The sequence below is a fragment of the Streptomyces spinosus genome (genome assembly GCF_020400655.1).
Taxonomy (GTDB): Bacteria; Actinomycetota; Actinomycetes; order Streptomycetales; family Streptomycetaceae; genus Streptomyces; species Streptomyces argyrophylli.
Window position 1 is genome coordinate 405,222 of record NZ_JAINRC010000001.1, and the last position, 22,222, is coordinate 427,443.

The 22,222-nt window shown below is 73.5% G+C and carries 19 protein-coding genes; 11 read left to right on the plus strand and 8 right to left on the minus strand.

The genetic code is table 11. The features are described 5' to 3' along the window. Nucleotides 1-34: 34 nt before the first annotated feature. Both LG395_RS01735 and LG395_RS01740 read right to left on the minus strand, forming a co-directional pair. Nucleotides 35-397: a helix-turn-helix domain-containing protein gene (locus tag LG395_RS01735; RefSeq protein ID WP_132783070.1), complete on the minus strand. Its 363-nt coding sequence runs from the start codon at nucleotides 395-397 to the stop codon at nucleotides 35-37. After that, the gene (locus LG395_RS01740) at nucleotides 394-669 is read right to left on the minus strand and encodes a thiamine-binding protein (protein ID WP_225808164.1); all 276 of its coding nucleotides are present in this window, start codon (nucleotides 667-669) and stop codon (nucleotides 394-396) included. Before LG395_RS01740 ends, LG395_RS01735 begins: the two co-directional genes overlap by 4 nt. A 148-nt stretch (nucleotides 670-817) precedes the next feature. Here LG395_RS01740 and LG395_RS01745 point away from each other — a divergent pair, with 148 nt between their 5' ends. From LG395_RS01745 to LG395_RS01765, 5 genes are all read left to right on the plus strand, one after another. Beyond that, on the plus strand, nucleotides 818-1,666 hold the full coding sequence (locus LG395_RS01745; RefSeq protein ID WP_225808165.1) for a TIM barrel protein: 849 nt from the start codon (nucleotides 818-820) through the stop codon (nucleotides 1,664-1,666). Nucleotides 1,667-1,694: 28 nt separating this feature from the next. Further along, nucleotides 1,695-2,582, plus strand: coding sequence for a 2-hydroxy-3-oxopropionate reductase (locus tag LG395_RS01750; protein WP_171151567.1), 888 nt, complete (start codon nucleotides 1,695-1,697; stop codon nucleotides 2,580-2,582). A gap of 201 nt (nucleotides 2,583-2,783) precedes the next feature. After that, nucleotides 2,784-4,247 carry a catalase gene (locus tag LG395_RS01755; protein WP_225808166.1) on the plus strand — a complete coding sequence of 488 codons (1,464 nt, stop codon included), beginning with the start codon at nucleotides 2,784-2,786 and terminating at the stop codon, nucleotides 4,245-4,247. A gap of 405 nt (nucleotides 4,248-4,652) precedes the next feature. Further along, a complete protein-coding gene (locus LG395_RS01760) occupies nucleotides 4,653-4,886 on the plus strand; it encodes a hypothetical protein (protein WP_103811724.1) in 234 nt (77 codons plus the stop codon). A 159-nt stretch (nucleotides 4,887-5,045) separates the two neighbouring features. Further along, nucleotides 5,046-5,717 carry a DUF2207 domain-containing protein gene (locus LG395_RS01765; protein ID WP_225808167.1) on the plus strand — a complete coding sequence of 224 codons (672 nt, stop codon included), beginning with the start codon at nucleotides 5,046-5,048 and terminating at the stop codon, nucleotides 5,715-5,717. 83 nt (nucleotides 5,718-5,800) lie between these two features. On the opposite strand, the gene gcl is transcribed toward LG395_RS01765, so the two are convergent. Further along, nucleotides 5,801-7,588 (minus strand): glyoxylate carboligase, encoded by a 1,788-nt coding sequence (gcl, locus tag LG395_RS01770; protein WP_171151574.1) that lies wholly within the window; start codon nucleotides 7,586-7,588, stop codon nucleotides 5,801-5,803. A gap of 185 nt (nucleotides 7,589-7,773) precedes the next feature. Between gcl and LG395_RS41605 the strand changes: the two genes are divergently transcribed. Next, complete coding sequence (locus LG395_RS41605) at nucleotides 7,774-8,913, plus strand: collagen-like domain-containing protein (RefSeq protein ID WP_225808168.1); 1,140 nt, start codon at nucleotides 7,774-7,776, stop codon at nucleotides 8,911-8,913. A 142-nt stretch (nucleotides 8,914-9,055) separates the two neighbouring features. Here LG395_RS41605 and LG395_RS01780 read toward each other — a convergent pair whose 3' ends face one another. Beyond that, on the minus strand, nucleotides 9,056-10,648 hold the full coding sequence (locus LG395_RS01780; RefSeq protein WP_225808169.1) for an AMP-binding protein: 1,593 nt from the start codon (nucleotides 10,646-10,648) through the stop codon (nucleotides 9,056-9,058). Then, entirely contained in the window at nucleotides 10,645-12,318 is a 1,674-nt protein-coding gene (locus tag LG395_RS01785; RefSeq protein ID WP_225808170.1) for an AMP-binding protein, read from the minus strand. Before LG395_RS01785 ends, LG395_RS01780 begins: the two co-directional genes overlap by 4 nt. A 115-nt stretch (nucleotides 12,319-12,433) precedes the next feature. On the opposite strand from LG395_RS01785, the gene LG395_RS01790 reads away from it, so the two are divergent. From LG395_RS01790 to LG395_RS01800, 3 genes are all read left to right on the plus strand, one after another. Beyond that, the gene (locus LG395_RS01790; RefSeq protein ID WP_225808171.1) at nucleotides 12,434-13,264 is read left to right on the plus strand and encodes a response regulator transcription factor; all 831 of its coding nucleotides are present in this window, start codon (nucleotides 12,434-12,436) and stop codon (nucleotides 13,262-13,264) included. A 233-nt stretch (nucleotides 13,265-13,497) separates the two neighbouring features. Continuing rightward, nucleotides 13,498-16,320: an ATP-binding protein gene (locus LG395_RS01795; RefSeq protein ID WP_225808172.1), complete on the plus strand. Its 2,823-nt coding sequence runs from the start codon at nucleotides 13,498-13,500 to the stop codon at nucleotides 16,318-16,320. 211 nt (nucleotides 16,321-16,531) lie between these two features. Continuing rightward, complete coding sequence (locus LG395_RS01800) at nucleotides 16,532-17,323, plus strand: S1 family peptidase (RefSeq protein WP_171151584.1); 792 nt, start codon at nucleotides 16,532-16,534, stop codon at nucleotides 17,321-17,323. A gap of 126 nt (nucleotides 17,324-17,449) precedes the next feature. On the opposite strand, the gene LG395_RS01805 is transcribed toward LG395_RS01800, so the two are convergent. Further along, nucleotides 17,450-18,574 (minus strand): winged helix DNA-binding domain-containing protein, encoded by a 1,125-nt coding sequence (locus tag LG395_RS01805; protein ID WP_225808173.1) that lies wholly within the window; start codon nucleotides 18,572-18,574, stop codon nucleotides 17,450-17,452. A 116-nt stretch (nucleotides 18,575-18,690) separates the two neighbouring features. Between LG395_RS01805 and LG395_RS01810 the strand changes: the two genes are divergently transcribed. Beyond that, complete coding sequence (locus tag LG395_RS01810) at nucleotides 18,691-19,533, plus strand: patatin-like phospholipase family protein (protein ID WP_225808174.1); 843 nt, start codon at nucleotides 18,691-18,693, stop codon at nucleotides 19,531-19,533. 193 nt (nucleotides 19,534-19,726) lie between these two features. Here the strand turns inward: LG395_RS01810 and LG395_RS01815 are convergent, their stop codons facing one another. Continuing rightward, a complete protein-coding gene (locus LG395_RS01815) occupies nucleotides 19,727-20,233 on the minus strand; it encodes a hypothetical protein (protein ID WP_225808175.1) in 507 nt (168 codons plus the stop codon). A 66-nt stretch (nucleotides 20,234-20,299) separates the two neighbouring features. Here LG395_RS01815 and LG395_RS01820 point away from each other — a divergent pair, with 66 nt between their 5' ends. Next, nucleotides 20,300-21,130 carry a polysaccharide deacetylase family protein gene (locus tag LG395_RS01820; RefSeq protein WP_372463193.1) on the plus strand — a complete coding sequence of 277 codons (831 nt, stop codon included), beginning with the start codon at nucleotides 20,300-20,302 and terminating at the stop codon, nucleotides 21,128-21,130. A 12-nt stretch (nucleotides 21,131-21,142) separates the two neighbouring features. Here LG395_RS01820 and LG395_RS01825 read toward each other — a convergent pair whose 3' ends face one another. Next, complete coding sequence (locus LG395_RS01825; protein WP_225808176.1) at nucleotides 21,143-22,156, minus strand: DUF2278 family protein; 1,014 nt, start codon at nucleotides 22,154-22,156, stop codon at nucleotides 21,143-21,145. Nucleotides 22,157-22,222 lie beyond the last annotated feature (66 nt).

Here is a 22,222-nt window from a genome sequence, read left to right on the forward strand (position 1 = left end):
CCGGACGGCGCGTCGGCACCCGCTCCCGGACCGGTCAGGAACCCTTCTCCCGGTTGAGGTAGTTGTAGACCGTGAACCGGCTGACGCCGAGCGCGCCGGCCACGGTCTCCACGCCGTGCCGTACGGCGAACGCGCCGCGCGCCTCGAGGCTGCGCACCAGTTCCTGCTTGGCCTTGCGGTCCAGGTCGGCCAGCGGCCGGCCCTGCCTGCGCTCCATCGCGGCGAGGATGTGGTCCAGGGAGTCGGCGAGCTGGGGCAGGCGTACGGCGACGACGTCGACGCCCTCCCAGGCGAGCACGACGTCCTCGGGGCCGGCCTCGTCGGGCGGGAGCATCTCGCCGCCCATGGCGTCGACCAGTGGTTTCACGGCCGCGATGAACGGCTCGTCCCCGGTCATCTGCCGCCCTCCGCGGTCGCGTCGCCGTTCGCGCCGTCGATCACGTTGACCTGGAGCGAGACACGGGTGGCGCCGGCCTCCAGGGCCTTGCGCAGCAGCGCGTCCACCGCGGTGAGCACGCGATCGGCGCCGCCCTCGGCCGTGTTGCCGAACGGGCCGACGTCGACGGCGTCCAGCCCGGCCGTCTCGATGACCTCCCGCGCCACCAGGGCGTGCGCGGGGGCCTCGTCCAGGTCGAAGGGTTCGGTCGTGAACTCCACTCTCAATCGCACGCGCTCAACCTAACGCCCGGCGCGGCTTTTCGGGCGCCCGGCGGCCGGCCCCCCTTGACAAGCTCCGACACCCGACGGCAATCTTCCATTACGCAGAAACAAACTTCCGTAATACGGAAACTCGACCACGGAAGGGAGCGCGGACCAGATGCCGGGTCTCGAGTGGAGCACCGCCGCGGACCACCGCTTCAACGTCAACCTGTCGATCCTCTTCACGGAACTCCCGCTCCTGGAGCGTCCCGCGGCCGCCGCCGCCGCGGGCTTCTCCGCGGTCGAGCTGTGGTGGCCCTGGACCGACTCCCCCACCCCCGCCCGGTCCGAACTGGACGCCCTGAGGAAGGCGGTCGAGGACGCGGGAGTCCGGCTCACGGGCCTGAACTTCTACGCCGGCCGGCTGCCGGGCCCGGACCGCGGCGCCCTGTCGGTCCCCGGCGAGGAGTCCGAGAGGTTCCGCGCCAACATCGGCGTCGCCGCCGACTTCGCGGCCTCCCTCGGCTGCACGGCGCTCAACGCCCTGTACGGCAACCGCGTCGAGGGCGTGGCCCCGGCCGAGCAGGACGCTCTCGCCCTGGAGAACCTGGCCCTGGCGGCCCGCGCGGCCGACCGGATCGGCGCGGTTTTGCTGGTCGAGGCCCTCAACAGGCCCGAGTCACCGCTGTACCCGCTGGTGAGCGCGCCCGCCGCCATCGAGGTCGTGGACAGGGTCAACGAGGCGACGGGCCTTGGGAACGCGAAGTTCCTGATGGACCTGTACCACCTGTCCATGAACGGCGAGGACCTGCCGTCGGTCATCGAACGGTACGCCCCGAAGACCGGGCACGTGCAGATCGCCGACAACCCGGGCCGCGGCGCCCCCGGCACGGGCTCGCTGCCCCTGGAGGACCTCCTCGGCCGGCTGAGGAAGGCCGGTTACGACGGCTGGGTCGGCCTGGAGTACAAGCCGGGCGACCGCCCGAGCGCCGAGGCCTTCGACTGGCTGCCCCGCGCCGCCCGCTGACCACCCCGCACTGAGAAAGGCACCCCCGATGAGTCTTCCCAAGATCGCCTGGATCGGCCTCGGCATCATGGGCTCCCCCATGTCCGAGAACCTGATCAAGGCGGGTTACGACGTCACCGGCTACACCCTGGAGCGGGAGAAGCTGGACCGGCTGGCCGCCGCCGGCGGTACGGCCGCCGCCTCCATCGCCGAGGCCGTGCGGGACGCCGACGTGGTGATCACGATGGTGCCCGCCTCCCCGCAGGTCGAGGCCATCGCCTACGGCCCGGACGGCATCCTGGAGAACGCCCGGCAGGGCGCCCTGCTGATCGACATGTCCTCGATCACCCCGCAGACCTCCGTCGACCTCGCGAAGAGCGCGAAGGAGAAGGGCATCCGCGTTCTGGACGCGCCCGTCTCCGGCGGCGAGGCCGGCGCCGTCGAGGCCGTACTGTCGATCATGGTCGGCGGCGAGCAGGCCGACTTCGACGAGGCCAGGCCGGTCTTCGAGGCGCTCGGCAAGACCATCGTGCTGTGCGGTCCGCACGGCTCCGGCCAGACCGTGAAGGCGGCCAACCAGCTGATCGTCGCCGTCAACATCCAGGCGTGCGCCGAGGCCGTGGTCTTCCTGGAGAAGTCGGGCGTGGACCTGAAGGCCGCGCTGGACGTGCTGGGCGGCGGCCTCGCCGGCTCGACCGTGCTGACGCGCAAGAAGGACAACTTCCTGAACCGCGACTTCCAGCCGGGCTTCCGCATCGACCTGCACCACAAGGACATGGGCATCGTCACCGACGCCGCCCGCGCCGTCGGCGCGGCCCTGCCGGTCGGCGCCGTGGTCGCCCAGCTGGTCGCGTCGCTGCGCGCCCAGGGCGACGGCGGCCTGGACCACTCGGCCCTGCTGCGGGCCGTGGAGCGCCTGTCCGGCGCCCAGGTCTGACGGGCCCTCACCGACTTCCGGGCCGCGGCGGCGCCGACACCTGTCCTGTCGCGCCCAGGCGGCGCCGCGGCCCGGAACCGCCTTCACCCCGGCTCCACCCCGACATGCGATTCAACAAAGTGTTGACGCCCCGATCGTCCCACTCCTAGGCTCCACGAAGCGGAAACAGGTTTCCGCTGACTCCCGCACGGAAGGTCCACGATGTCGCAGCGCGTGCTCACCACCGAGTCCGGCGCCCCGGTCGCCGACAACCAGAACTCCGCCTCCGCCGGCGTCGGCGGCCCGCTCCTGATCCAGGACCAGCACCTCCTGGAGAAGCTCGCGCGCTTCAACCGCGAGCGGATCCCGGAGCGCGTGGTGCACGCCCGCGGCTCCGGCGCGTACGGCCACTTCGAGGTGACGGACGACGTCACCGGCTACACCCGCGCCGCCTTCCTCGGCGAGATCGGCAAGCGCACCGAGGTGTTCGTGCGCTTCTCGACCGTGGCCGACTCCCTCGGCGGCGCCGACGCCGTCCGCGACCCGCGCGGTTTCGCGGTGAAGTTCTACACCGAGGAGGGCAACTACGACCTCGTCGGCAACAACACCCCGGTGTTCTTCGTCAAGGACCCGGTCAAGTTCCCCGACTTCATCCACTCGCAGAAGCGGGACCCGTTCACGGGCCGCCAGGAGCCGGACAACGTCTGGGACTTCTGGGGGCACTCCCCCGAGGCCACGCACCAGGTGACGTGGCTGATGGGCGACCGCGGCATCCCGGCGTCGTACCGGCACATGAACGGCTACGGCTCGCACACCTACCAGTGGACGAGCGCCGAGGGCGAGGCCTTCTTCGTCAAGTACCACTTCAAGACGAACCAGGGCATCCGCTGCCTGTCCGCCGAGCAGGCGCGGGAGCTGGCCGGCCAGGACCCCGCCTCCCACCAGACCGACCTGCTCCAGGCGATCGAGCGGGGCGTGCACCCGTCCTGGACGCTGTACGTGCAGATCATGCCGGCGGCCGAGGCGGCGGACTACCGCTTCAACCCGTTCGACGTGACCAAGGTGTGGCCGCACGGGGACTACCCGCTCCAGCGGGTGGGCCGCCTGGTCCTCGACCGCAACCCGGACAACGTGTTCGCCGAGGTGGAGCAGGCCGCGTTCGCTCCCGGCAACTTCGTGCCCGGCATCGGCCCCTCCCCGGACAAGATGCTCCAGGGCCGCCTGTTCGCCTACGCCGACGCCCACCGCTACCGCCTCGGCGTCAACCACACCCTGCTCCCCGTCAACGCCCCGAAGGCGGTTCCCGGCGGTGCGCGGAACTACGGCCGGGACGGCTTCATGGCGCTCAACGCGCAGGGCCGCCACGCCAAGAACTACGAGCCGAACTCCTACGGCGGCCCGGTCGAGACCGGCCGCCCCCTCTCGGCCCCGCTGCCGGTCTCGGGCCACACGGGCACCCACGAGGCGCCCCTGCACACCAAGGACGACGACTTCTTCCAGGCCGGCGAGCTGTACCGCCTGATGTCGCCGGAGGAGAAGTCCCGGCTGGTCGCGAACATCGCCGGCGGCCTCTCGCAGGTCTCCCGCGACGACGTGATCGAGAGGAACCTGGCCCACTTCCACGCCGCCGACCCCGAGTACGGCAAGCGCGTGGAGGAGGCGGTCCGCGCCCTTCGCGAGGACTGAGCAGCGAGAAACCACAAGCTGCGTGCGGGATCTGACGGGAGGTCATGATCCGCGCACGCGGCCCGCGCGCCACGCCGGACGGCCCGGATGAGGGACGGCCCGGCGGAGCGCGCGGGCAGGGTGAGGACCGCGGTGGCCCGCGAGCCAGTGCGGTGGTGAAGGACCCGCGTCCCCTTCTCGACCAGAGGGAAGGGCACCCGGTTCCGTCGCGTCCACCGCGGTCCCGCCCGGCCCCTCCCGAGGGGCCCGCCCACCCCGTCCGGCGGCGCGAACGACCTGTCGCGCCCAGCCTCGCGCCGTCGGACGGCCACAGGACGGCACCCGGAGCGCCCCCTGCCCAGGGGGCGCTCCGGCGTGTTCCCGGCCCGGGGTGCGCCCGCACCGCTTCGGCAGCAGGCTGAAGGCATGGCCAATCCGACCCACTACCCGCACATCGTGGTCCACCCCCCGGCGCTGGACGGTTCCCGGCGGGTGACCGAGGGGGACGTGACGCTGGGGATCGCCTCGCATCTCGATGACGTCGTGGAGATCCTGCGGCTGGCCGATCTGGACCGGATCGAGGTGGAGCAGAGCGACCTGATCGAATGGCAGGGCGGCGGCCCGGACGACTGGCCGGGACTGTCGGAGCACGAGTGGTGACGGCGGCGCGTACGGCAGCGGTCGTAGAGCGGGTGCGCAACCCTCAAATCAACCTCTGAAGACCGCGGCGGAGGCTTCAACCACCCCGGTGACAGGGCAGATTGACGTCACACGGGGCCCGTCGGCACGGGGGCGACGGGCCCCGTACGGGGGTGTCTCATGAGCAGTACGGCGTCGCATCCGACGGACCCGTGCGCGGTCGCGCTGTTGCGCGGGGGTGACCGTGCCGCCCTGACCGTCGCCGTACTCGGGATGCATCTGCGCGGCGCGGTCGAGGCGGGCCGGCCGGGCACGCTGCGCAAGACCGCGACCGGCGACGCCGGGCCCCTGCGGCATCCGCTGGAGAAGGCCGTCCGCACCGCCCTCTACCGGCCCGCCGGCCCCCGGGAGCTGCCCGCCCGCGCGGTGGTGCGGCGGGCCCTCGCCCGGATGCGGGCCGAGCTGGCGGCGCAGGGGCTGCTGCGGGTGCTGCCGCCCGGCCGCACCCGCGCGGCCCGCCGGCTGCTGGCGGACCTCCGCGCGCGCCGTCCGCTGCCCGAGGGACCGGACGGACTGCCGCAGGACGAGGTGCTGCTGGCCGTCGCCCTGTACGGCGGGCGGGCCCTGAGCGTGCTCGCCCCGCGGTTCGCCCGCGAAGCGGGGCTCACCGGCCGGGGCGCGCTGGCGGACGAGGGCCGCTTCCCGTTCGGCCGGGGCACCGCCTTCCGGTACGTCGTGGGGGACGAGGGCGCGTACGGCGGCTGGGACGGCGGTGGCGGCGGGTACGGCGGACACGACCACGGGGGGCACGACTACGGGGGCGGCTGCGGCGGGGGCGGCGGGTCCGACTGAGGGCCTGGCGTGCGCGTGGACGACGTGGGGGCGGCCCGTCCGGATGACGGGCCGCCCCCACGGTGCGCGGTGCGTGCGGCGGATCAGACCTTCAGCGGCCTGATGGAGGTCGGCGCGTGGCCCGGCTCGGTGGCCAGGTCCTCGAACTCGCTGATGTCGCTGATGTCCATGGTGCGGCTCATCGCGATGTTGGTGACCCGCTCCAGGATCGCCTCGACGACGACCGGCACCCGGTACTCGGCGGCCAGCTTCTTCGCCTGCTCGAAGGCGGCGCCCAGCTCGTCCGGCTCGGTGACCCGGATCGCCTTGCAGCCCAGCCCCTCGGCGACCTTGACGTGGTCGACGCCGTAGACACCGATCTCGGGCGTGTTGACGTTCTCGAACTCCAGGTTCACCTGGAAGTCGATGTCCAGGCCGAGCTGCGCCTGCCGGATCAGGCCCAGGTAGGCGTTGTTCACCAGCACGTGGACGTAGGGGATCCTGTGCTGCGCGGCGACCGCCAGCTCCTCGATCAGGAACTGGAAGTCGTAGTCGCCGGAGAGCGCGACGACCGGGGAGTCCGGGTCGGCCTTGGCGACGCCGATCGCGGCCGGGATGGTCCAGCCGAGCGGGCCGGCCTGGCCGCAGTTGATCCAGTGGCGCGGCTTGTACACGTGCAGCATCTGCGCGCCGGCGATCTGGGAGAGGCCGATCGTGGTGACGTACCGGGTGTCCGGGCCGAAGGCCCTGTTCATCTCCTCGTACACGCGCTGCGGCTTCATCGGCACGTTGTCGAAGTGGGTACGGCGCAGCAGCGTGGCCTTGCGCTCCTGGGCGGCGGCGATCCAGCCGGAGCGGTCGGGGAGCCTGCCCCCGGCCTTCAGCTCCTTCGCCGCCTCGACGAACAGCTCCAGCGCGGCCCTGGCGTCGGAGACGACCCCGTAGTCCGGCGGGAAGATCCTGCCGATCTGGGTGGGCTCGATGTCGACGTGGACGAACTTCCGCTCTCCGCGGTAGACGTCGAGCTTGTAGCCGGTGTGGCGGTTGGCCCAGCGGTTGCCGATGCCGAGTACGAAGTCCGATTCCAGGAAGGTGGCGTTGCCGTAGCGGTGCGAGGTCTGCACGCCGACCATGCCGGCGTTCAGCTCGTGGTCGTCGGGCAGCACGCCCCAGCCCATCAGGGTGGGGATGACGGGCGTGCCGGTCAGCTCGGCGAACTCCACCAGCAGGTCGGCCGCGTCGGCTCCGATGACGCCGCCGCCGGCGACGATGACGGGGCGCTGCGACTCCAGGAGGAACGTGAGGGCCTTCTCGATCTGGGCGCGGGTCGCGGCCGGCTTGTAGACGGGCAGCGGCTCGTACGTGTCCGGGTCGAACTCGATCTCGGCGAGCTGGACGTCGATGGGCAGGTCGATCAGGACCGGGCCGGGGCGGCCGGAGCGCATCAGGTGGAACGCCTGCTGGAAGACACCGGGGACCTGCGCGGCCTCCAGGACGGTGACGGCCATCTTGGTGACCGGCCGCGCGATCGAGGCGATGTCGACGGCCTGGAAGTCCTCCTTGTGGATCACGTGGGTGGGCGCCTGGCCCGTGATGCACAGGATCGGGACGGAGTCGCCGATGGCCGAGTACAGACCGGTGATCATGTCGGTGCCCGCCGGGCCGGAGGTGCCGATGCAGACACCGATGTTGCCCGGCGCGGCCCGGGTGTAGCCCTCGGCCATGTGCGAGGCGCCCTCGACGTGGCGGGCGAGGGTGTGGGTGATGCCGCCGCCCTCCTTGAGGGCCTTGTAGAACGGGTTGATCGCCGCGCCCGGCACACCGAAGGCGTCCGTGACGCCCTCGCGCTTGAGGATCTCAACTGCCGCGCGGGCAGCGGTCATACGAGCCATCGAGTACTCCTGCTTCGGCTGTCGGATGCGTACTCCCGTCGCGCCCCGCGGTGAGCACCCATGTTTTCCGCATAACGGAAAGTTACTTCTACTATCTGGAAGCAATGTAAGGGGGTGCGACAAGGCCGTCAAGAGTGGTCCGGACACCGGCAAGCGCCGGACAGGGGCGGCCGGGGAGGAGCACCATGGGAGCGCCGTCCCGACGCGACGCCCTGGAGTGGGACATGCCCGAGAGCGTTCCGGTGCGCTGCCCGGCCTGCCGGCGCACGCACGTCTACACCGCGCCGGCGTATCCCTGCGCGTGCGGGGCACCGACAGCGCCCCGGCTGGACCCGGCGGCCGAACCGGCCGTGGCGGCGCACCGCGCCTGGGACGACGAGTGGCTCACGCTGCCGTGCGCCGGCTGCGGACGCCTGGGCCACTGGCCCCGCCCGGAACTGGGCTGCCCGTGCGGCACGGTCCTGCGCATCCCGGTGACGGGTGCGTGGGCGGCGGAGCCGGCGGCGGGGACGTGGGGGCCGCCCGGCGCGGGGGCATCACCGGGGCCGCGAGACCCGGGCGGGACGCGGATTCCGGCCGATCCACAGCGCCCCGCCGGTGCGCACCCGGCGGAGGGCACCCAGGAACCGGCCGACCCGGCGAACACGGCCGGCCCAGGGGGTCCCGCCGGCCCAGGGGGTCCCGCCGGCCCAGGGGGTCCCGCCAGCACGAAGGGACCCGCCGGCACGAAGGGACCCGCCGGCGCGCAGGGACCCGTCGGCGCGCAGGGACCGGCCGGCCCGGACGGGCCCGACCACGCAGGGAAACCCGCCCGTCCGGGCGAGCCCGACCACGCACGGGGACCCGCAGGTTCGGACGGGCCGGCCCGCGCACCCGGTGCGGACGGCGCCGGCCCCGCCCCCGGTCACCGTCCCCCCTTCCGGCCCCGCACCATCCGTACCGCCCGGGACGCCGTCACCGCCGCCGCGCTCTACCTGCGCTGGCTCGGATACCGGGACGTCCGCCGGGCCGACCAGCGGCCCGTGCACGGCATCGGGCTCGCCGCGCGCGGGCTGCTCGCCCAGGTGGACCCGACCGTGCGGGCGGCCGGCGCGAGGGACGTGGAGTGCCTGTGGCTGACGGCGATGACCGAGTCCGCCGAGTGCGCGCACTTCTCCCTCGCCGGCCACACCGACGCCGCCCGGGCCGGCGCGGACGCCCTCGGCGTCCCGCTGTTCGTGCTCGACCTCGCGGGCGTCCCGCAGCCCGTGAACGACCCCGCCGAGGCCCTGCACACCAGGGGCGCACCGGAACGGGGAACGACGGCACGGGACGGGCGGACCTGACCACCCCACCGGCCGTCCTCCGTCCTGCCCCGGGTACGCCCGGCGCTCCCCGGGCCGAGCGCGCCGCCGACCGTGCGCCCGCCCCGAGGACCGCCGTGGGACACGCACCGCATGCTCGTTCCCGGCCGCTTCACCCCCCGGATCACACCCCGTACCTGTCCCGCAGCTCCACCTTGCGGACCTTCCCCGACACCGTCATCGGGAAGGCGTCGAGGAGCTGGAGCCTGCTGGGGATCTTGTAGTGCGCGAGCCGCCCCGCGCAGAAGTCCCGCAGCTCCTGAAGCGTGAGCGGGTCGGCGGGGTCGCTCGGGATGACACAGGCGAGGACCTCCTCGCCGTACCGCTCGTGGGGCACCCCGACGACCTGGACGTCCCGGATCTTGGGGTGGGCGTACAGGAACTCCTCGATCTCGCGCGGGTAGACGTTCTCGCCGCCCCGGATGATCATGTCCTTGATCCGGCCGACGATCTCGACGTACCCGTCCTCGCGCATCACCGCCAGGTCCCCGGTGTGCATCCAGCGGCCCGCGTCGACGGCCTCGGCCGTCTTGTCCGGCTCGTTCCAGTACCCGAGCATCACGCTGTAGCCGCGCGTGCACAACTCGCCCGCCACACCGCGTGGCCGGGTGACGCCGGTGGCCGGGTCGACCACCTTGACCTCCAGGTGGGGCAGGACCCGGCCGACGGTCGCGGTGCGGTGCTCCAGGTCGTCCTCGATCCGCGTCTGCAACGACACCGGGGACGTCTCCGTCATGCCGTAGCAGATGGAGACCTGCTCCATGTGCATCTCGCTCACCACCCGCTTCATCACCTCCACCGGGCACGGTGAGCCCGCCATGATGCCGGTGCGCAGGGTGGACAGGTCGTAGGAGGCGAAGTCGGGCAGGTTCAGCTCCGCGATGAACATGGTCGGGACGCCGTACAGCGATGTGCACCGCTCCCGCTGCACCGCCTCCAGCGTGGCCGCCGGGTCGAAGGACGGCGCCGGTATGACCATGCAGGCGCCGTGCGAGGTGGCCGCCAGATTGCCCATGACCATGCCGAAGCAGTGGTAGAAGGGCACCGGGATGCAGATGCGGTCCTGCTCGCTGTAGGCGATCGACTCCCCCACGAAGTAGCCGTTGTTGAGGATGTTGTGGTGGGAGAGGGTGGCGCCCTTCGGGAAGCCGGTCGTGCCCGAGGTGTACTGGATGTTGATGGGGTCGTCGCAGGACAGCTCCTCGTACGCCACCCCGGGCGTCGCCCGCCGCAGCAGTTCCTCCCAGCTCGGGTCGCCGATGTACACGATCTCGCGCAACTCGGGGCAGTGGCCCCGCACGTGTTCGGCCATCGCCCGGTAGTCGCTCGTCTTGTGGCCGAGGGAGGCCACCAGCAGCGAGACGCCCGACTGCCTGAGGACGTACTCGACCTCGTGGGTGCGGTAGGCCGGGTTGATGTTGACCATGACGGCGCCGACGCGGGCGGTGGCGTACTGCACCAGCACCCACTCCGGGCAGTTGACCGCCCAGATGCCGACCCGGTCGCCCTTGGTGACGCCGCCGGCCACCAGGGCCTGTGCCAACTCCTCGACGGCCGCGCCGAATTCCGCGTACGTCCAGCGCCGCCCGGAGGGCACGTCGACCAGGGCCTCACGGTCCGGCCAGGCGGCCACGGCCCGGTCCAGGTTGGCGCCGATGGTGTCGCCGAGCAGGGCGGTGGGGCTCGTCCCGTGCGCGTACGACGGCTGCGGGGTCACCGGAAGTCCTCCTCGCGGTACTCGTTCTCCGAGCCGGCCGCCGTGGCCTCGCGCAGCTCGATCCGGCGGATCTTGCCCGACACGGTCTTGGGCAGCGCGGCGAACTCCAGCCGGCGGATGCGCTTGTACGGCGCGAGCACGTCACGGGAGTGCTCGAAGATGACCTTCGCGGTGTCCGGGCCGGGCTCCCAGCCCTCGGCGAGGACGACGTACGCCTTGGGCACCGCGAGCCGCAGCTCGTCCGGGGCGGGGACGACGGCGGCCTCGGCCACCGCCTCGTGCTCCAGCAGGGCGCTCTCCAGCTCGAACGGACTCACCTTGTAGTCGGAGGCCTTGAAGACGTCGTCGCTGCGCCCGATGTAGGTGAGGTAGCCCTCCTCGTCCCTGGCGGCGATGTCCCCGGTGCGGTAGTATCCGCCCGCCATGGCCTGTGCCGTGCGGTCCGGGTCGCCGTGGTAACCGGTCATCAGGCCGACCGGGCGCTCGGCGAGGTCGAGCGCGATCTCGCCCTCGGTGGCGCCGGGCGCACCGGAGACCGGGTCCAGGAGCTCCACCCGGAAACCGGGACTGGGACGGCCCATGGAGCCGGTCTTCAGCGGCTGGCCGGGGCTGTTGGAGACCTGCACGGCCGTCTCGGTCTGCCCGAAGCCGTCCCGTACGGTCACCCCCCAGGCGCGCCGGACCTGCTCGATGACCTCGGGGTTGAGCGGCTCGCCCGCGGCCGCGATCTCGCGGGGCGGGGTGCGCAGCTGGCCGAGGTCGGCCTGGATGAGCATGCGCCACACGGTCGGCGGCGCGCAGAACGTGGTCACGCCGGCCCGGTCCATCTCGGCCATCAGCCGGGCCGCGTCGAAGCGGGTGTAGTTGAAGACGAAGACGGTCGCCTCCGCGTTCCACGGCGCGAAGAAGTTGGACCAGGCGTGCTTGGCCCAGCCGGGCGAGGAGATGTTCAGGTGGACGTCGCCGGGCTTGAGGCCGATCCAGTACATGGTGGCCAGGTGCCCGACCGGGTACGAGGTGTGGGTGTGCTCGACCAGCTTGGGGCGGGCGGTCGTCCCGGAGGTGAAGTACAGCATCAGCGGGTCGTCGGCCAGCGTCGGGCCGTCCGGGAGGAAGTCGGCCGGGCCCGCGTAGGCGTCCTCGTACGGCTCCCAGCCCTCCTGCGGCAGGCCGCCGACCGAGACGCGGGTGTAGGCGCCGGGCACGTCGTCGAACTTGGCGGTGTCCTCCGCCCGGACGACGACGTGTTTCACCCTCCCCCGCTCCACCCGGTCGGCGAGGTCGGCCGGGCCGAGCAGCGGGGTGGCCGGGATGACGACCGCGCGCAGCTTCATCGCGGCCAGCGCGGTCTCCCACAGCTCGGCCTGGTTGCCGAGCATGACGAGGACGCGGTCCTCGGCGGCGACCCCGCGCTCACGCAGCCACCGGGCCACCCGGTTCGACCGCTCGGACAGTTCGGCGAAGGAGAGCCGGGTCTCGGTGCCGTCCTCCTCCACGATGTGCAGCGCGGTGCGGTCGTTGCCGTCGGCGATCTCGTCGAACCAGTCCAGCGCCCAGTTGAAGTGCTCGGGCCGGGGCCAGCGGAAGCCCTCGTAGGCGGTGGCGTAGTCCTCTCGGTGTTCCAGCAGGAAGTCCCGGGCCCCGCGGAACATCTCCGTCGCCGTCGTCATCGGTTCTCCTCCTATGCTCCGGACCATTGCCGGGCGGCTCTCTGGCATCGTCTAATCCGTGATGCGGGTCTCACTACCCCCGAACGGGGGTGTGGGCGGCCGAAAGGGCGAACGGGTGACGGCAGACGCGGTGGGGACGGTGGAGATCGGCGGCGCGCTGGCCCGGCTGCGGCGGGTGACGGGACTGCCCGTGGCCTTCGGCGGCCTGGTGGAGTCCGGCCGGCCGCGGATCCGGATCAGCGAGCTGAGCGGCACTACCACGGCCGCGCTGCGCTCGCTCGCGGTGACCTCCGGCAACGGGCTCGGCGGCAAGGCGGTGGCGCTGGCCCGGCCGTGCGCGGTGACCGACTACTCCAGCTCACGCCAGATCAGCCACGAGTACGACGTGCCGGTGGCCGCCGAGGGCATCCGGGCGGTGCTCGCCGTGCCGGTGGTGGTGCGGCGCAGGGTGCGCGGGGTGCTGTACGGCGCGCTGCGCTCGGCCCGGCCGCTCGGTGACCGCACGCTGGACGCGGCGGTGGCGGTGGCGCGGGACGTGGAGCAGGCGCTGGTGGTGCGGGACGGGGCGCGGGAGCTGCTGGCGGCGGCCCGGCCCGAGCGGACCGTCCCCGAGGGCGGTGCCGTGTGGGAGCAGGTGCGCGAGGCGCACGCGGCACTGCGGGCGCTGGCCCCGCGGATCGCCGATCCGCGGCTGCGGGCCGAACTGCTGTCGGCGTGCGGGCTGCTGACCGCGCCGCCCCGAGCCGGGGGCGTGACCCTGGCGCCACGCGAGGTGGACGTGCTGTCCTGGGTGGCGGCGGGGGCCACCAACGCGGCGGTGGCCGAGCGGCTGGGCATCGGTCCGGAGACGGTCAAGGGCTATCTGCGTTCGGCGATGCGGAAGCTGGGCGCGCACACCCGAGGGGAGGCGGTCACCGCGGCGCGCAGGGCGGGGCTGCTGCCGTAGCCCGGAGCCGGCCGGGAAACCTGACGGTCACGCAACCCTCCGACCGGGAAACCTGACGGTCATGCAACCCCCCGTCCGGGAAACCCGTTGGTCAGGAAACCTGACCATTCATCCGGCGGCACTTTGAATTTCCCTCTGCTTGACCGTTTGTTATTTCCCTCACCAGGGCTTCCGTCCGGATTTCAGGGATCGTTGCCTAGAATTTGCTCCGGACACGACACACGAGGGGAGCGGTGACCGTGCGACGGGACTTCAAGGAGCCTGCCAGGTGCCGCCCCGACCTGGTCATAGGCCGCGAGGAGCTGTTCGCCGACGCCCGTGAGCGACTCGCCTCCGGGGGCAGTGTGCTGCTCCACGGCCCCGCCGGAATAGGGAAATCCACCGTCCTGCGGGCATTGGCCGAGGAATACGGCGCCACCGCCCGCACGGTCTTGCGCTGCTCGGCGACCGAGTCCGAATCCCACCTGCCCTTCCTCGCCCTCGCCGACCTGCTCGGCCTGGTGCTCGACGAGGTCTCCCCGCGGCTGCCCGCCGCCCAGCGCACCGCCCTGGAGTCCGCGCTCACCGGCCGGGGCGAGTCCAGCCTCCAGCGCGACGGACTCGCCCTGCGCCTCGCCGTGCTGTCAGCGCTGCGCGCCCTCGCCGCCCACGGCCCCGTCCTGGTCGTCGCCGACGACCTCCAGTGGCTGGACCCGGCCAGCGCCGAACTCCTCGGCTTCGCCGCCCGGCGCCTGGACGGCACCCCGGTGCAACTGCTGTGCGCGGTCCGCACGGAGGGCCGGCAGAGCCAGGAGTACGACCGCCACCTGCGCGCCTGCCCGCCGGGCACCCTCGCGGTCCGGCTGGGCCCGCTCTCCCGCACCCAGGTCGCCGAGCTGCTCGACCACCGCGGCCACGGCTGCCTGTCCCGCTCCACGGTCCGCGAGATCCACCGCACCAGCGGCGGCAACCCGCTCTTCGCCCTGGAACTGGGCCGCGCCCTCGCCGACAGCCCCACCCCGCCCCGGCCGGGCGAGCCGCTGCCCGTGCCGACCTCGCTGCGCGCCCTGGTGCTCAGCCGGCTGGACATGCTCTCCGTGGAGGCCCGCCGCACCCTGCTGGTGGCCAGCGCCGGCGCCCGCCCCACCCCGGCCCTGCTGCACGCGGCCGGCCGGGAGAACGCCGAGGCCGAGTGCGCCCAGGCCGCCGAACTCGGGCTGCTGGCCACCGAGCCGGACGCCCCGGCCGTACGGTTCGCGCACCCGCTGATATCCGCCGCGCTGTACGCGGAGGCGCCCGCCCACGAACGGCGGGCCGCGCACGCGGCGCTGTCCACCGCGGCCTCCGACCCGATCGAACGGGCCCGGCACCTGGCCCTGGCCACCACCGGCACCGACCCGGAGGTCGCCGCCCGGCTCGCCGAGGCCGCCGCCCTCGCCCGGGACCGCGGAGCGCCCTCGGTCGCCGCCCAGCTGGGGCTGCTCGCCGCCCGGCACACCCCCGCCGACGGCTCCCCGAGCCCGCAGGAACGCCGGCTGACGGCCGCCGAGGACGCCATCACCGCCGGCGAGGTCGACCTGGCCCGGGACATCGCCCGGGAGGTACTGGCCCGGGCGACCGTGCCCGCCGACCGCGTGCGGGCCTGGATGATCGTCATCGACACCGCCGGCCACACCATGGCCGAGGTCGACGCCGTCTTCCCGCAGGCCCTCGCCGACGCCGGCGACGACCCCCGGTTGCTCGCCCTGGTCCACTACCAGCTGGCCTGGCGGGCACTCATCGTGGAGGGCGACTTCACCGAGGCCCGGGAGGCCGCCGCGCACGCCGCCGAGCTGGCCGCCCGCGGCGGGGACCGGCGCACCGAGCTGCTCTCCCTCGCCTTCCAGGCGCAGACCGAGACCCTGATGGGTCACCCGGAGGCGCCCCGCACCATCAAGCGGGCCCTGAAGGAGCCCCAGGACCCCCGGGTGGCGTGGCATCACAACGGCGCGGGCAGCGCCCGGTTCCGCTGGCTGGTCATGGGGGACCAGCTGGCCGAGGCCCGGGCCGCGGTCACCGGGCTGCTGCGCGAGGTGCGCCGGCGCGGCTCGGTGGAGAGCGAGGTGCACTTCTTGCGCGCTCTCGCCGAGACCGAGCTGCGCGCCGGACACTGCGGCCGGGCCCTGGAACTGGCCCGCGACAGTCTGCGGCTCGCCCGGGACTCCGGGATCGGCGAGACCGCCTCGGCGATGCTCACCTCGCTCGCCGAGGCCTCCGGCGGCGATGTGGACCGCGCCCTGGCCCTGGCCCTGGAGGCGGTGCACCACGCCGAGGAGGACGGCGACCAGATGTACCTGTCCCGGGCGCTGGGCGCCCTCGGGTACGCCCGGCTGGTGGCCGGGGACCCGGCGGGCACCGTGCGCTCGCTGCGCCGGGTGCGCACCCTGGAACTGGGCCTCGGCATCACCGACCCGGCCCGGGGCCGCTGGCACGGCGACCTCGCCGAGGCGCTCGTCCTGACCGGTGAGGCGGCCGAGGCGCAGGACGTCATCGACGTCAGCCGGGAACACGCGCTGCGGCTCGGCCGGGAGAGCGTCCTCGCCGTGCTCGACCGGTCCGAGGCGCTGGTGCGCGCCGCCCGCGGCGACCGGGAGGCCGCGCTCGCCCAGCTGACGTCCGCTCAGGACCGGCTCGGCAAGCTCGGCTACGGCCTGGAGGAGGCACGGGCCGCGTTCGCGCTGGCCCGGCTGCGCGGCGGCCCGGAGGCCGGACCGGCCGTGTTCGAGGAGGCCACCCGGCTGTTCCGGCGCTGCCGGGCGCTGCCCTGGCTGCGCCAAGTGGACGAATCCCCGGCCACCGCCGGACCGGAACCCGCGCCGGCCGTGCCGGAGGCCCTGGACGCGCTGCACGCGCTGGCCGCGATGGAGCGTCAGGTCGCCGCGCTCGTCATGGAGGGAGCCACGAACCGGGAGATCGCGGCCCGGCTGTTCATCAGCGTGAAGACGGTGGAGGCGACCCTGACACGGGTCTACCGCAAGCTGGGGATCCGCTCGCGGGTGGACATCGTCCGATTGGCGGCAGGTCACCGCGCGCCCTGAGCGGTGCTCTTGTTAACTGAACCGGACCGAGGGTTTTCCCTCACCCAACCCCCTAGGGGGTTCCCTCATTGGGAGCCGAGGGTGCCGGGTCCTAGCGTAATGGGCGTGCCGCTCGCCCGGGCACATGGGGGTCGGTCCCGCGACCCCCATGCAAACCCCCCACACCGACCCGCGCGAACCCCCCACCGGTGCAACCCCACTGAGGAGACTCATGTTCGGGCTCACACGTGCTAGAAAGACCGCCGCGACCGTGGTGGCCACCGCCGCCGCGGCGGCCTCCGCGCTGCTCGCCTCCCCCACGGCGAGCGCAGCCCCCCAGCCCATCGTCGGCGGCACGACCACCACGACGACCGCGTACCCGTTCATGATGCAGATCACGGACGCGTCGCAGAACCAGTTCTGCGGCGGCACCCTGGTGGCACCCACGAAGGTGGTCACGGCCGCGCACTGCATGGTCGGAGAGACCACGGGCAGCGTCCGCGTGATCGGCGGCCGGACCTACCTCAACGGCACCAACGGCACGGTGAGCCGGGTCAGCAAGATCTGGATCAACCCGGACTACACGGACGCCACCAACGGCGACGACGTGGCCGTACTGACCCTCTCGACGTCGATGCCGTACACCACGGCCAAGTACGTCACCTCCTCCCAGACGAGCGTGTACGCGGCCGGCACCACCGCCCGCATCCTCGGCTGGGGGACCACCGCGGAGAACGGCGGCTCCTCCAACCAGCTGCGGACCGCGACCGTCCCGGTCGTGTCCGACTCCGGCTGCCGCTCCTCCTACGGTTCGGACTTCGTCCAGTCCGACATGGTCTGCGCCGGATACACGTCCGGCGGCGTTGACACCTGCCAGGGCGACAGCGGCGGTCCCCTGCTCATCGGGGGCGTCCTGGCAGGGATCACTTCCTGGGGCGAGGGGTGCGCGGAGGCCGGTTACCCGGGTGTCTACACCCGGCTGACCACCTTCTCGGACCTGGTGACCGCGCAGGTCGGCTCGTGACCCGGAAGACTTCCCGAGCCCCGCTCGGGTGACGGCCGGGGGGGGGGGGGGGGGGGGGGGGGCCCCCCCCCCCCCCCCCCCCCCCCCCCCCCCCTCTCCACCGCTCGGTCGTGTCGTACGATGCCCTCAGCGCCGTACGACGTCCCCGAACCGGATGTCGTACGCGGTGCCCGGGTGCATGACCGCGAGCATCCGCTCCGCCTCCGCGGTCACCTCCTCCCGCCGTGCCCTGCCGGGCTCGGCGAAGGTCTCGATGACGAGGGTGCGGCCCTCGAGCTTCCACAGACCGGCCAGGAAACCGTCGACCAGCAGCGTGCGGTGGGCCTGGTTGCCCTGCCAGTGCCGGCCGCGGTACTCGGGCGGTACGACCCGGGTGCGGTCGGCGTGGGAGAGCAGGAGGTTGTCGAACTCGGGCAGGAAGCGGGGCGGTGCGGGGGTGGCCGGGTCGGGGCGCGGGGCTGCGGGGAGGTCGAAGAGCTCGGCACCGCGCGGGTCACGGAAGGTCAGCAGCCGGGGGCGCAGGCGTGCGAAGACGGGCGCGAGGCGGGTGAGTCCGGCCCAGGTCTGCATGTCCCGCACGGAGGCGGGGCCGAAGGCCGCGAGGTAGCGCAGGACCATGGCGTCCGGCTCGGGGGCGGGTCCGGTGGGGCGGCCCAGCCAGTGCCCGGCCGTGGTGAGCGCGACCTGGCCGCTCTCGTCCCACAGGCCGCGCGGGGTCACCTGGACGAGCGGGAGCGTGCAGCGGGCCGCGACGACGAGGGCCTGCGGGTCGGCGTCCGGCCACTCGGCGCCGAGCGCCGCGCGCAACTGGGCCATGGTCCGCGGCTCGGTCTCCACCAGTTCCCGGGCGACGGCCGCGAGCCGGTCCGGATCGACGCCGGTCAGCCCCGCGCGGAAGTTCACCAGTCCGCGGTCGCGGGCCGGCTGGACGAAGGACGGCAGGGTGAGGCAGTCGTCGGCGGTGTGGGTGTGGATCGTGGAGCGCAGCGTGACGATCCGGGCCACGTCCCGGCCGGCCATGAGCGCGGACAACCGCTCCGGCGTGAATCCGTCCAGCCGGGCGGCGAGGGCGTAGTACGGGGGCCTGGTGTTCTGCGCCTGGAGTCCGAGGAGATGACTCACCGCGTCCCCGGCCGGCCGCGTGGACCGGCTCAGCAGGAGCTGCCGGGCGAGGGTGGCGCGGTTCAGCGCCCGGACGTCCATGACGGGCGCGCCTCCCGGCCCGCTCCGCTTCCCTGTGCTCTGGGTCATGACCGTACCCTGACACCCGTCGCGGACAGTGCGTGTCCGCGATGCCCGGCGGTTGTCCCTCCGCCGCCGGCTGTGGTGTCGTACGCGGGACCAGGGACACCGCGGAAGGGGCGGACATGAGCGAGGCGTTGGTGCTGGGCGGCGGCGGCGTGGGCGGGATCGCCTGGATCACCGGGGTGCTGGCGGGGCTCGCCGAGGCCGGACGGGACGTGACCGGCGCCGGTCTGCTCGTGGGGACCTCGGCCGGGTCCACCGTGGCGGCGCAGGTGGGCAGCGGGCTGGGTCTGGAGGAGCTGTACGCCCGGCAGGTGGACCCCGCCCTCCAGGCCGCCGAGATCATGGCCGAGATGGACCTGGAGAAGTTCGCGGCGGAGATCGGCGCGGCCATGGGATCGGCCGCCTCCCTGGCCGAGTTGCGGCGCGCGGTCGGGCGGGCGGCCCTGGACGCGCGGACGGTCTCCGAGGCGGAGCGGCGCGCGGTGATCGAGTCCCGGCTGCCGTCCCACGGGTGGCCGGAGCGGGCGTTGCGGATCGTCGCGGTGGACGCGGTGAGCGGTGAGCCGCGGGTCTTCGACCGGACCTCGGGCGTGCCGCTGGTGGACGCCGTCGCCGCGAGCTGCGCCGTGCCGGGCGTGTGGCCGCCGGTGACGATCGGCGGACGCCGCTACGTGGACGGCGGGGTGCGGTCCATCGCCAACGCCGACCTCGCCGCCGGCGCCGACCGGGTGCTGGTGCTGGTGCCGCTGGGCGCGACCGAGCCCTTCCCCAGCGAGCGGCCGCTGGAGCGGTCCGTGGCGGAGCTGCGCGCGGAAGGCGCCGAGGTCGTGGTCGTCGCTCCCGACGAGGCGTCGGCCGCGGCGATCGGCGACAACGCCCTCGACCCGGCCACCCGACGCCCGGCCGCCGAGGCGGGCCGGGCCCAGGGACGCGCGCTCACGCTGCCCTGGGCGATGGACTGAGCGGACCCGTACACCGCCGGCTCCACGGGGCGCGGCCGGGGCCGGGGCCGCGCGCGCACGCCGTCGGGGCGTGACGCGCGGTCACGCCCGGACGCTCCCCCGGGCCCGCGCGTACCCCGTCAGGACGCGACGCGCGGTCACGCGTGGACGCTCCCCCGGGCCCGCGCGTACGCCGTCAGGACGCGACGCGGGGTCACGCGTGGACGCTCCCCCGCCCACGCGGGCGCGCCCTTGTGCCGCCCCCGAGGCCCGCCCGCCGGCCGTTGGGCCGGGAGTTCGATCGCCGCCTCGGCGAACGCGTCCCGCACCGCGGGCGGCATCGCGTCGGAGGCGAAGCAGCGCACGGCCCCGGGTCGCGGAAGGTGCGCGCCAGGGAGCGGCGCCGGTCCGGGCCGGTGCCGCCGGCGGGCGGGACGCCGGCGTGGACGGAGAAGCCGGACTGCTGGGCGCCCCAGGCGCGTTGGGCGTCGGCGGAGGCCAGGTACCGGATCAGTTTCCTGACCGCCGGGGTGGCGTGCAGATGGGCGACCAGGTCCGCGGAGACCTCCCACGCGTGGTTGGCGGGGGCGCCGAGGAGCAGCCCGGCGGAGGGTTCGTAGCGGCCGTCGACGTCCTTCCGGGCGTGCCGGCGGCCCCGGACGAACGACGCCTGGCGCTCCGGCGTGCAGCCGCGCGGGCTCGTGGTGACCGGCCGCGACACCGCCTCGTACCGAAGCGGTACGGGGACCCGAACACGTGGACTATACACGCGGTGTATAGTCCCGGCATGCCTCTGACGACCGAAGCGACCCCGACGCCCGCACACGCGATCACCGACGCGCCAAGGAAGATGCGCGCAACGGGCCGGAGGTTGCGTGGCTGGGCGCTCGCGTCCGCCGCCGCCTGCCTGGCGTTGACCCTGTCCGGGTGCGCCGAGGTCGACACGACCGCCCCGAGCACCGCCCGCGCCGAGGCGGCGCACGGGGCACCGGCCCGGTTCGGGACCGTCGACTGCCGTGAGGCCAAGTGCATCGCGCTCACCTTCGACGCGGGCCCCAGCGAGAACTCGGCGCGGCTGCTCGACATCCTGAAGCAGAAGAAGGTCCCGGCCACCTTCTTCCTGCTCGGCAAGCGGCACATCGAGAAGTATCCCGAGCTGGTCAAGCGGATGGCGGCGGAGGGCCACGAGGTCGCGAGCCACACGTGGGACCACAAGATCCTCACCCGGATATCGGACAAGGAGATACGTGAGGAGCTGAACCGGCCCGACGAGGCGATCGAGCGGCTCACCGGGCGCAAGCCGACGCTGATGCGCCCGCCGCAGGGCCGCACCGACGCCAACGTGCACAAGATCTGCAAGGAGCTGGGCCTGGCGGAGGTGCTGTGGAGCGTGACCGCCAAGGACTACACGACCGACGACTCGGCGCTCATCACCAAGCGGGTCCTCGACCAGTCGTCCCGGGACGGGATCATCCTGCTGCACGACATCTATCCCGGAACCGTGCCGGCCGTGCCCGGCATCATCGACGCGCTGAAGGCGCGGGGCTACGTCTTCGTGACGGTCCCCCAGCTGCTGGCACCCGGCAGGGCCGAGCCGGGCAAGGTGTACCGCCCGTAGCGCCTCCCCGGCTCAGAACACCACCGACCAGCCCTCGCGGGACGCCTGTCCGGCGGTGTAGGAGACGCCGTGGACCTTCAGGCCGGCCGCGTCGAGGAGGGTGATCTCGCCGCCCTGGTTGCCGAGCGGGGTCTCCCCGGTGAGCGGCACGGCGAGACAGTCACCGGGCGCGAGCGGGGCCGTGGCCGGGACCGGGGAACCGTGGCCGAGGCGGCTGACGATCCGCCAGCCCGTCAGGTCCACGGGGTCAGGCGAGGCGTTGAAGAGGGTCACGGTCTCCGCCTCGGGAGCGGGGCCCCTCGGGTTGACCGCCGCCGCGATGATCACCACGGGCTGCGCTCCGGCCGCGGGCCGGGTGCCGTCGACGTCCTCCAGGGTGTGCCCGGTGGTGTCGTCGGTGTGCCAGGACTGGCTCTGGAAGGCCAGGAAGATGGCGACCCAGCGGGACTGCGCGGGGAAGCGCAGCAGAAGCCCGCCGTCCTGCCACACCCCGTCGTCGCCCCTGAAGCGGGAGCTGTTGCCCTGGTTCATGTGGACGTCGTGCACGCCGTTGCCGGGTAGGAAGCCGAACACCTTGTCCTTGACGGTGGGTTCGGGGCCGAAGCGGGAGCCGAAGACGTACGCCCGCGCCTCCGGGGCCGCGACCGCGCGCTGCACGTAGTGGTCGAGGAGGTCGGCGAGGTCGTTGTCCGGTCCCTCGACGTCCGGCGGGAGCGTGCGCATCCCGGCCGGGTCGAACAGGTTGCCGCGCACGAAGTCGAGGGTCGGGCCGCCGGGGCCGGCCGGCAGGGTGTTCCAGCCGCCGGGCAGGCCCTCCAGGGCGGTGGTCAGCGGGTGCCGGAAGTCGTCGGCGACCAGGTAGAGCAGTTCGGAGGGGTGCTCCTGGGAGAGCACGTTGACCGCGGCGCGGTAGTGCGTGCCGTGGTCGTCCGTCAGGTGGATCTGGTAGTGCGGTGTCCCCCGCGCGCCCTCGCGCCGTGTCTCGACGACGCGGGCCACCAGCACGCCGTAGTTCTTCACCGGCATGGCGATCAACTCCCCCGTACGACAGGCCGCTTGACCGGCCCGTGGCAGGAAGCGCAGAAGCAGTTT

What these genes read in the sequence shown, in the direction of transcription:
- LG395_RS01750 (WP_171151567.1), top strand. Translation starts at nt 1,695, where the DNA reads ATGAGTCTTCCCAAGATCGCCTGGATCGGCCTCGGCATCATGGGCTCC.
- LG395_RS01825 (WP_225808176.1), bottom strand. Translation starts at nt 22,156, where the DNA reads ATGCCGGTGAAGAACTACGGCGTGCTGGTGGCCCGCGTCGTCGAGACA.
- LG395_RS01800 (WP_171151584.1), top strand. Translation starts at nt 16,532, where the DNA reads ATGTTCGGGCTCACACGTGCTAGAAAGACCGCCGCGACCGTGGTGGCC.
- LG395_RS01735 (WP_132783070.1), bottom strand. Translation starts at nt 397, where the DNA reads ATGACCGGGGACGAGCCGTTCATCGCGGCCGTGAAACCACTGGTCGAC.
- LG395_RS01760 (WP_103811724.1), top strand. Translation starts at nt 4,653, where the DNA reads ATGGCCAATCCGACCCACTACCCGCACATCGTGGTCCACCCCCCGGCG.
- LG395_RS01755 (WP_225808166.1), top strand. Translation starts at nt 2,784, where the DNA reads ATGTCGCAGCGCGTGCTCACCACCGAGTCCGGCGCCCCGGTCGCCGAC.
- LG395_RS01745 (WP_225808165.1), top strand. Translation starts at nt 818, where the DNA reads ATGCCGGGTCTCGAGTGGAGCACCGCCGCGGACCACCGCTTCAACGTC.
- LG395_RS41605 (WP_225808168.1), top strand. Translation starts at nt 7,774, where the DNA reads ATGGGAGCGCCGTCCCGACGCGACGCCCTGGAGTGGGACATGCCCGAG.
- LG395_RS01810 (WP_225808174.1), top strand. Translation starts at nt 18,691, where the DNA reads ATGAGCGAGGCGTTGGTGCTGGGCGGCGGCGGCGTGGGCGGGATCGCC.
- LG395_RS01805 (WP_225808173.1), bottom strand. Translation starts at nt 18,574, where the DNA reads ATGACCCAGAGCACAGGGAAGCGGAGCGGGCCGGGAGGCGCGCCCGTC.
- gcl (WP_171151574.1), bottom strand. Translation starts at nt 7,588, where the DNA reads ATGGCTCGTATGACCGCTGCCCGCGCGGCAGTTGAGATCCTCAAGCGC.
- LG395_RS01765 (WP_225808167.1), top strand. Translation starts at nt 5,046, where the DNA reads ATGAGCAGTACGGCGTCGCATCCGACGGACCCGTGCGCGGTCGCGCTG.
- LG395_RS01785 (WP_225808170.1), bottom strand. Translation starts at nt 12,318, where the DNA reads ATGACGACGGCGACGGAGATGTTCCGCGGGGCCCGGGACTTCCTGCTG.
- LG395_RS01820 (WP_372463193.1), top strand. Translation starts at nt 20,300, where the DNA reads ATGCCTCTGACGACCGAAGCGACCCCGACGCCCGCACACGCGATCACC.